The sequence below is a fragment of the Cupriavidus sp. SK-4 genome (genome assembly GCF_000611125.1).
Classification (GTDB): domain Bacteria; phylum Pseudomonadota; class Gammaproteobacteria; order Burkholderiales; family Burkholderiaceae; genus Cupriavidus; species Cupriavidus necator.
Genome location: NZ_JFJW01000034.1, coordinates 1 through 6696, shown reverse-complemented (window position 1 = coordinate 6696; position 6696 = coordinate 1). Strand labels below are relative to the sequence as shown.

Annotated in this window: 6 protein-coding genes; all 6 read right to left on the bottom strand. The window is 69.2% G+C overall.

Annotation, left to right across the window (positions count from 1 at the left end):
* Positions 1–104: 104 nt before the first annotated feature.
* The 6 genes from bioB to CF68_RS07160 all read right to left on the bottom strand — a co-directional run bounded on the left by bioB (position 105) and on the right by CF68_RS07160 (position 6496).
* A complete protein-coding gene (gene bioB, locus CF68_RS07185) occupies positions 105–1136 on the bottom strand; it encodes a biotin synthase BioB (RefSeq protein ID WP_035817047.1) in 1032 nt (343 codons plus the stop codon).
* A gap of 19 nt (positions 1137–1155) precedes the next feature.
* Positions 1156–1899, bottom strand: coding sequence for a dethiobiotin synthase (gene bioD, locus CF68_RS07180; protein ID WP_035817046.1), 744 nt, complete (start codon positions 1897–1899; stop codon positions 1156–1158).
* A complete protein-coding gene (bioF, locus tag CF68_RS07175; RefSeq protein ID WP_035817044.1) occupies positions 1896–3110 on the bottom strand; it encodes an 8-amino-7-oxononanoate synthase in 1215 nt (404 codons plus the stop codon). The genes bioD and bioF overlap by 4 nt, the downstream gene beginning before the upstream one ends.
* Positions 3100–4512: an adenosylmethionine--8-amino-7-oxononanoate transaminase gene (gene bioA / locus CF68_RS07170; protein WP_200872535.1), complete on the bottom strand. Its 1413-nt coding sequence runs from the start codon at positions 4510–4512 to the stop codon at positions 3100–3102. Before bioA ends, bioF begins: the two co-directional genes overlap by 11 nt.
* Before the next feature lie 265 nt (positions 4513–4777).
* Positions 4778–5566 (bottom strand): enoyl-CoA hydratase/isomerase family protein, encoded by a 789-nt coding sequence (locus tag CF68_RS07165; RefSeq protein ID WP_035817040.1) that lies wholly within the window; start codon positions 5564–5566, stop codon positions 4778–4780.
* 36 nt (positions 5567–5602) lie between these two features.
* Complete coding sequence (locus CF68_RS07160) at positions 5603–6496, bottom strand: dienelactone hydrolase family protein (RefSeq protein WP_035817038.1); 894 nt, start codon at positions 6494–6496, stop codon at positions 5603–5605.
* Positions 6497–6696 lie beyond the last annotated feature (200 nt).

The window sequence follows — 6696 nt, the reverse complement described above, 5'->3', positions numbered from 1 at the left end:
CGCGGTTGGCGATCAGGATCTTGTTGAACATGGCTCCCTCCTCGTTATCCTTGTGATTGGGATCTTACGGCGGCGAGCTGTCCAGCGGGCTATCTCCTACCTCGTCATCCCGCATAGCCCTCTGCGCGGATATCGAGGCGGTCCAGCAGGGCGCGATCGCGGTCGGCCTGCGGGTTGCCGGTGGTCAGCAGCTTTTCGCCGTAGAAAATGGAATTGGCGCCGGCCATGAAGCACAGCGCCTGCAACGCTTCGTCCATGGCCTCGCGGCCGGCGGACAGGCGCACCATCGCGCGCGGCATGGTGATGCGTGCCACGGCAATGGTGCGGACGAACTCGAACGGGTCCAGCGCCTCGGTGCCCGCCAGCGGCGTGCCCTCGACCTGGACCAGGTTGTTGATGGGCACCGACTCCGGATACGGGTCCATATTGGCCAGCTGCGCGATCAGGCCGGCACGCGCTTCGCGCGCCTCGCCCATGCCCACGATGCCGCCGCAGCAGACATTGATGCCGGCGTCGCGCACATGGCCGATGGTGTCGAGCCGGTCCTGGTAGGTGCGCGTGGTGATGATCTTGCCGTAGAACTCCGGCGAGGTATCCAGGTTGTGGTTGTAGTAGTCCAGCCCCGCATCCTTGAGCTGCTGCGCCTGCTCGGCCTTGAGCATGCCGAGCGTGACGCAGGTCTCCAGGCCCATCGCCTTCACTTCGCGCACCATGTCCATCACCGGCTCCAGGTGACGGTCCTTGGGGCTGCGCCAGGCGGCGCCCATGCAGAAGCGGGTGGCGCCGTTGGCCTTGGCCGCGCGCGCGGCGTCCAGCACCTCGTCCAGCGCCATCAGCTTCTCGGCCTTCACGCCGGCATCGTGGTGCGCGCTCTGCGGGCAGTAGCCGCAATCCTCTTCGCAGCCGCCGGTCTTGATCGACAGCAGCGTGGACAGCTGCACGGTATTGGCGTCGAAGTGCTCGCGGTGCACTTGCTGGGCGCGGAACAACAGGTCGTTGAACGGCAGCGCGAACAGCGCGGCGACGTCATCGACGCGCCACGCGGCGTCATCGGGCAGTGCGTGCGAACGCGCGCTCTGGCGCAGGGAATCGACGGAAACGGTAGTAACGGTGGTAGCGGTGTGGGCTTGAGTCATGATCGATGCGAATTCTGGTTCAGGCAGCAAGGCCGGCGGCCTCGGCTTGGTATTGGGTGGCGGCGGCGAACAGCGGCGCAAGGTCGAGCCGGCCAGCGGCAGCGGCAGCGGCGGGCGCCAGTTGCCAGGGCAATTCACCCAGGCAAGGCGCGTCCAGCGACGCGTGCAGCGTGGCAATGTTCTCGTCGGCCAGCAGCATGTCCGGGTCGACCCGGTTGGCGATCCAGCCCGCCAGCGGCAGGCCGCGCGCGCGGATGGCTTCGGCGGTCAGCACGGCGTGGTTCAGGCAGCCGAGCCGGATGCCGACCACCATCACCACCGGTACCGCCAGCATCACCGCCAGGTCGGCGGTGTTCCAGCGCACGGCGCCTGCGTCGAGCGGCACGTTGAAACCGCCCACGCCCTCCACCACCACCGCATCTGCCTGGCGGCGCAGCGCGTCGAAGGCCGTGCGGACCGGCGCGCGCGTGATGCGCACGCCCTCGTGCGCGGCGGCCAGGTGCGGCGAGCACGGCGTGCGCAGCAGGAACGGGCAGGTCTGGCCCAGTGGCACCGCCACCGAGCTGGCGGCGCGCAGCTGCGCCACGTCGTCGTTGTGCCAATGGCCGTCGCGCCACTCACTGCCGCTGGCCACGGGCTTCATGCCCGCGGTGCGGTAGCCGGCGGCATGGAGCGCATGCAGCAGCGTGGCGCTGGCGTGGGTCTTGCCGATGCCGGTATCGGTGCCGGTGACAAAGCAGGCAAAAGGCGCGCGCGTGCTCATGCGGCCTCCTGCTGCGCCACCGCGGCGCCCAATGCATCCAGCAGGCGCCGCACATCGGCTTCGGTGTGCGAGGCCGACAGCGTGATGCGCAGCCGCGCCGTGCCCTCCGGCACGGTCGGCGGCCGGATCGCGCCGACGCGGATGCCATCCGCCTCCAGCGTGGCCGACAGCGCCAGCGCGGCGCCGTTGTCGCCGACGATCAGCGGCTGGATCGCGGTCTCGCTGTCACCCAACGTCCAGCCCGCGATCGCAGCCAGCTGGGCCAGCCCCTCGCGCAGCATGCCGATGCAGCGCGTCAGTTGCGCCCGGCGTTGCCTGCCCTCTTCTCCTTCGAGGATCGCCAGGCTGGCCAGCAGCGCATGCGCGACAGCCGGCGGCGCGGCCGTGGTGTAGATATAGGGCCGCGCAGTGTTGACCAGGTGTTCGATGATGGTCTCGTGCGCGGCGACGAAGGCACCCGCCACCCCGGCGGCCTTGCCGAGCGTGCCGATATAGATCAGCCGCTCGGACGACAGTCCCAGCGCTTCCAGCACGCCGTGGCCCTGCTCGCCCAGCACGCCGAAGCCGTGGGCGTCATCGACGATGATCCAGGCGTCATGGCGCTCGGCCAGTTCCAGCAGCTTGCGCAGCGGCGCGACATTGCCGTCCATGCTGAACACGCTGTCGGTCACGATCAGCTTGCGCTCGCTGGTGCTGGCAGCCAGCAGCGCTTCCAGCGCGGCGGTGTCGCAATGCGGGTAGCGCTGCACGTCGGCACGCGCGAGCCGCGCCCCATCGATCAGCGAGGCATGGTTGAGCGACTCACAGAACAGCGTGGCGCCCGCCGTGCCCAGCGCGGTCAGCACCGCCATGTTGGCCATGTAGCCGGTGCAGAAATACAGCGTGCGTGCGTGCGGGATATGCGGGGCGAGCCAGCGCGCCAGTTCCGCTTCCAGCTGGGTGTGCGCCAGCGAATGCCCGCTGACCAGGTGCGAGGCACCGCTGCCCGCGCCATAGCGCTGCGCGCCTTCCACCAGCGCGGCAATCACGTCCGGGTGGTTGGCCAGCCCCATGTAGTCGTTGCTGCAGAAGGTCAGCAGCGATTCCGGCTCGGACCCGTCCTCGCCCACGGCCTGGTGCGGCGCGCAGGCAGTGTGGGCAACGCGGCGGCGGCGCGTCAGGGCCAGCGCGTGGCGCTGTTCGGCGGCCTGCCTCAGTTGTTCAAGCAGCATGGCGCACCTCCCGGGCCGTGGTCACATCGGTGGTCACATCGTCGAGCGTGGCCAGCATCTGCTCGCCCAGCCAGCGTGCCTGCGCGGCATCGAAGACGTAGGGCGGCATTACGTACAGCGTATTGCCGATCGGGCGCACCAGCAGCTCGCGCTCGCGCGCGGCGTGATGGAAGCGCGCGGCAAAGTCCGCGCCGGCGACGTCATCGCGCACATCGGCGGCCCAGATCAGCCCGCGCTGGCGCACGTGCCGCAGGCGTGCGTCGGCGGCCAGCGCGGCCATGCCGTCGGCAAGCCAGTGCGCGCGCTCGCGGTTGCGCGCGAGCACGTCGTCCTGCGCGAACAGGTCCAGCGTGGCCAGCGCGGCGCGGCAGGCCAGCGGGTTGCCGGTGTAGGAGTGCGAATGCAGGAAGCTGCGGGCCAGCTCGTCGGCGACGAAGGCGCGCTGGATCTCCGGGCGCGACAGCACCAGCGACAGCGGCAGGTAGCCGCCGCTGATGCCCTTGGACAGGCACAGGAAGTCGGGCCACAGGTGCGCGGGCAGCGGCGCCTCCCCGGCGCGCGACTGTTCCCACGCGAAGAAGGTGCCGGTGCGCCCGCAGCCCACCGCGATCTCGTCGGCGATCAGGTGGATCCGGTAGCGGTCGCACAGTGCGCGCGCGCCATCCAGATACGACGGGTCGTACATCGCCATGCCGGCGGCGCCCTGCACCAGCGGCTCGACGATCAGCGCGGCGATCTGGCCGGCGCGCTCGCGCAGCAGGGTTTCCAGCTCCGCCAGGGCGCGGGCGGCCACGTCCGCTGCGCTCTCGCCGGGTGCGGCCTGGCGTGCGTCGGGCGACATCACCACGTGTGCGCGGCGGATCAGCGGATCATAGGCATCGCGGAAGACTTCCACGTCGGTCACCGCGAGCGCGCCCACGGTCTCGCCGTGGTAGCCGTGGCGCAGGCAGACGAACTCGCGCTTGGCCGGCAGGCCGGTATTGCGCCAGTAGTGGAAGCTCATCTTCAGCGCGATCTCGACCGCCGAGGCGCCGTCCGAAGCGTAGAAGACATTGCCGAGCGCGCCGCCGGTCAGCGCCGACAGGCGCTCGGCCAACTCCACCGCCGGGGCGTGGGTGCAGCCGGCGAGCATCACGTGCCCCAGCGTTTCCAGCTGGCTGGCCAGCGCGGCGTTGATGCGCGGGTTGGCGTGGCCGAACAGGTTGACCCACCACGAACTGGTGGCGTCGAAATAACGGCGGCCGTCGGCATCATGCAGCCACGGGCCGTCGCCGCGCACGATCGCCAGCGGCACGGCGTCGTCGTCGGGGCGCAGCCGCGTGCACGGATGCCAGACGGCGTTGCGGCTGCGCTGGCCGAGTGCCTGCGCGTCGCTGCCTGGGGAAAGGGACAGGTGATCCAAGATAGCCCTCCTTTGTTGACCGTCCGCGCGCGCGCCGCGGCCGGCAAGGCCGGGCAGTGCAACGGTGGCGGACAGGTTGGGGAGGGTCATGTTAGGAATGTCTTCTCGGGCTTGGCAATGAAGGCGATATTTTTGCGTTAGCTGCGCTTTGACCGGATTTACCGAACGTTATCGGGGCGAAGCGCTGTTCTTGTCGTTAGCGTGCCGCGATCTCCACGCAACCTGCCGGCAGTCTTTTTTCACTGCGGCAGGCCAGACGTGTGACTCAAGCGGGGCGCCACGACGGCGAGCGCTTCTCCAGGAACGACTTCACCCCTTCACGTCCCTCTTCCGACGCCCGGATCTTCGCAATCCGGTCCGCGGTATCGGCCAGCAAATCGTTGTCGATCACGCGCCCGGCGATGTCCTGCACCAGCCGCTTGCTTTCGCGCACGGCGTTCGGGCTGTTGGCCACCAGCGCGGTCGCCAGTTCGGCGACCTTGGCGTCCAGGGCCTCGGCCGGCACCACCGTATGCACAAAGCCCAGCCGCAGCGCCTCGGCGGCGTCGAAACGCTCGGCGGTGATGAAGTAGCGGCGTGCGGCCTGCTCGCCCAGCGCGCGGATCACATACGGGCTGATGGTGGCGGGCAGCAGGCCCAGGCGCGCCTCGGACAGGCAGAAGTGCGCGTGCTCGGCGGCCACCGCGATATCGCACGCGGCCACCAGGCCCATGCCGCCGGCGTAGGTGTCGCCCTGGATGCGCGCGATCACCGGGCGCGGGCACGACCAGATGGTGTGCAGCATCTGCGCCAGGGTCAGCGCATCGGCGCGGTTCTGGTCGTCGGAATAGCCCGCCATCTTCTTCATCCAGTTCAGGTCGGCGCCGGCGCAGAAGGCCGGGCCGTTGCCGGCCAGCACGATGGCGCGCACCTCGTCCATGTCGCCCAGCGCGCGGAAGGCGCCGGTCAGCTCGGCGATCACGGTCTCGTTGAAGGCGTTGCGCACATCGGGCCGGTTCAGCGTGACGGTGGCGACGTGGCTGGCGATATTGACGGTCAGGGCGGTGAATTCCATGGTTCGCTCCGTTGGCGGATAAGTTGTCTGTGAGGTTCAGGTGCCGGCGTCGAACGGCAGCCCCAGCGAGCGGAAGAAGTTGCCGACTTCAGGCAACCACACCGGGATGCCTTCGCGCGCGCTGAAGACGCGATGCGAGTCGTTGCCGAACTCGCCCACGTCCACCAGCCGTGACCTGGCCGCGGGGCCGGTGGCACGCGCCTTGAAGGCGTTGAACATGCGGCCGGGCAAGGGCACCGGCCAGTAGCTGTCGTTGTCGCCATACACCCACAGCGACGGGTAGCGCGCCAGGCTGCCGTAGCCGGCAAAGGCATCGACCAGGCGCTCTTCCCAGTCCGGGCAGTTCAGGTTGCGCAGCCCGCCCGCAAAGTTGACCACGCCCAGCACCCCCGGATAGCCGATGGTGCTGAACGCCATCGTGGTCAGGCCCCCGTGCGACTGTCCGATCACGACAATGCGCTCCATGTCCACATAGGGCTGGGTGGCCATGAAGTCGAGCGTGGCGACGACATCGTCGGCCTGCATCATGCCGTTGGTCTCGATGTCGCAGCTGCCGCCCACATAGGCGCCACCCGAGCGCGCAAAACCCTGCCGCATCGGCAGCACCACGGCGTAGCCGCGGCGCAGGAATTCCACGCTCTGCGCCGGAAAGCGCGCGCGCCCCTGCATGGCGGGCCGGCCCGGCGCCTTGCCGTGGTTGATCACCACCAGCGGGAACGGCCCGTCGCCAGCCGGCTTGAATACCGTGGCTTCCAGGTCGATGCGCGACGGGATCGCCGCCTTGGGCAGCATCACCACCTGCTCCTGGAAGCGCATGCGCGCAGCTTTGCCGTTTCCGTTCGCAGTCTGCGCATGCCCGCACAGCGGCGCCAGCAAGGCAAGCGCCGTGACCAGGGCTAGGCTGCAAAGCGGGCGGGCGACGCGGCGCATGGGGTGAAAGGCGGTTATGGGGCAGTAATGGCGTGGCCGGAATTACATGCGGAACACGCCGAACTTCATGTCCTCGATCGGCGCATTCAGGCTCGCGGACAGTCCCAGGCCCAGCACGGTGCGGGTCTGCGCGGGATCGATCACGCCGTCGTCCCACAGGCGCGCACTTGCGTAATACGGATGGCCCTGGTGTTCGTATT